This window comes from Capnocytophaga catalasegens, from assembly GCF_026005215.1.
Classification (GTDB): domain Bacteria; phylum Bacteroidota; class Bacteroidia; order Flavobacteriales; family Flavobacteriaceae; genus Capnocytophaga; species Capnocytophaga catalasegens.
In genome coordinates this window covers 1-2,311 of record NZ_BPMA01000084.1, presented here as the reverse complement: position 1 = coordinate 2,311, position 2,311 = coordinate 1, and the positions used below count along the sequence as shown (strand labels likewise).

Annotated in this window: 3 protein-coding genes; all 3 read right to left on the bottom strand. The window is 26.9% G+C overall.

What is annotated here, in order from left to right:
- Positions 1–55: 55 nt before the first annotated feature.
- Positions 56–691: a C40 family peptidase gene (locus tag OO775_RS13815; protein WP_264847811.1), complete on the bottom strand. Its 636-nt coding sequence runs from the start codon at positions 689–691 to the stop codon at positions 56–58.
- 17 nt (positions 692–708) lie between these two features.
- Positions 709–1,500, bottom strand: coding sequence for a hypothetical protein (locus tag OO775_RS13810; protein WP_264847810.1), 792 nt, complete (start codon positions 1,498–1,500; stop codon positions 709–711).
- Between the two features lie 64 nt (positions 1,501–1,564).
- Entirely contained in the window at positions 1,565–2,197 is a 633-nt protein-coding gene (locus OO775_RS13805) for a hypothetical protein (protein ID WP_264847809.1), read from the bottom strand.
- Between the last annotated feature and the right edge of the window lie 114 nt (positions 2,198–2,311).

The following is a 2,311-nucleotide window of genomic DNA, read 5'->3' as shown; positions in this document are numbered from 1 at the left end:
GTTAGGGACAAATGTACGAAAGTTTTTTTGAAAAGGCAAGGTTTTTTGAAAAAAACTACTTTTTCTCTTTGAGCCTTCCAGCACTCGTATAGCGTTTTTGAAAGTACTCATCATTGAAATCATAGATGTTTAGCCCTTGTGTGGTACAAGCCAATATCCTGCCATTTCCTAAATATAAGCCTACATCGGAAATAGGTTTGAACTTATCGTATCTAAAAAACAAAATATCACCTTCTTTTAAGTAAGTACGCCCTGTGAAAAGTTGTAAATCCTTAGAGCGGAAAATGCCATCGGGAGTCTTGGGAAAAGTAGTTTCATACACTTCACTAAACAATGCCTGTATAAAGTAAGAAGCATCTGCTCCTTCTTGTTTTTCTAAGGTCTTTTCTTTATAAGGCGTTCCTATCCATTCATCTATAAAAGCATAGAGCTTATAGTTGGTGATTTTTTTAGGGGGTACAGCCAAAATAATAGAGTATTTCTCTCTTAAGGCTAATTCCTTATCGGATAGGTTTTCTCCCTTATCATCTACCAAGGTATATTGCTCATTGATTTGTTTCTTTTGGGCTAATACTGCTTTGTAGAAAGCATCGGTAGGATAGTGATAAGGAAGCTCGGCAAGATAACGACTTGCCGAGCAAGATAGTAGTAATACACTACTCAGTATAAAATAAACTAATTTTTTTGACATTTTTAATAATTAAAATTTTATGGATAATATGTTATCTTTCTCTCTTCAATGAGAATTTCTTTATCTAAATCTTGTAATAAAAATTTCTTTGTCCAATTGTTATGTATATCATAAGTATAAGTATAGATTCTCATATCTGTCAAGATATTATTTCTATATGTTCGTTCTTCTATTATATTATCTTCCTTATCATATTTATAAAAAGTTTTACTGATAATTACTCCGTCTTTTTCTAATATCTCACATTTTACATTCTCTTTTTCATTATATTTGTATATGTATTTTTCAAGAAGTATATTATTGTTAGTATATTTCTCTTTCTCAATTAATCTATTTATATTATCATATTTATTTATCCATTTCTCGTCAAAAGTATCCTCATTGAAATAGATATATACTTCAGATTCATTGCCTTTTTCATCAAAATTATATAGTAATTTCTTATAAAACTTCCCTTTTGTATAAGTTATCCATTCCTTTAAAAATCCATACTGATTATATTTGTAATCGGAATAATACTCTTTTTCCCTTTTTCTGTTATATCTTATTTCTTTTATTTTATTCCCTTTTTTTGTATAAAGTATTTCTCTTTTTAAAAATTTATTATTTTCCAAGAACACTTTTTCTTCTATCAAGTATCCTTCTGAGTTATAAATATACTGTATTTTATTTATAAAATTATTTATATAGAGACTCCTTACTTTTCCTTTCAAATCTTCTTTTTCCCAGTCTGTAATTTGTTTTTTAAAAGATATAGAGGAACACCCTGTAATCATTATAGCAATCAATATTGTTAGCGTTTTTTTCATAATTTTAACTTTTTATATTTACAAAAAATGAATCAATAATTGTGTAGTCTTCTTTACAAAAAACCTACCACTTTGCTTTAAACTTATATTTTTGTTTTACGGGACTAATTACCTCTAATTCAATGCTGTCACTTTTGGTCAAAAACTCCAATAACTCTGGATTTTTACGTTTGAACTCAGAAAAAGGTTCTTCGTAGGTTAAAATATTTTCGTTAATAGGATTGGGAGAATCTGGCATAACAGAGCTCATATTTGTTGGCTTTACCAAATTTTTGTACTGCTCCAAACTTTTGTAATATTTATTCGTAAAATCAAGAGTATCTATCTCATTCCAAACAAAATAATAAATATCTTTATTACCCAAAAAACTTAATTCTATTCTATTTGTTTTTCTAATTTTATTATAATAATTAGATTTTTTTCTTTTGATGAAATATGCTCCATTAGGAAAAGAAATAATATCTCCATTTCTAAAATAATAAAAATCAATATCAACTTGTTTCAAATGAGGGTTTTTCAAAATGAATTTATTTTTGAAAGCGATAACCCCACTCTTAATTTCATTTTCTTTTTTAGAAAAAGAAATATATACAAGGCTGTCTAAACATTTTTCTTGTCTAATATTAATATGTTTATTAGGATTGTAACAACTTGTAAAAAGTATTCCTATAACAATGTGTAATATGTTTATTTTCATAATTTTAACTTTTTGTATTTACAAAAAATGAATCAATAATTGTGTAGTCTTTTTTATTAATACAGAGAATAGCAACTTCATCAAACTTGGAGTATTCATTTAATTGTTGCCAGT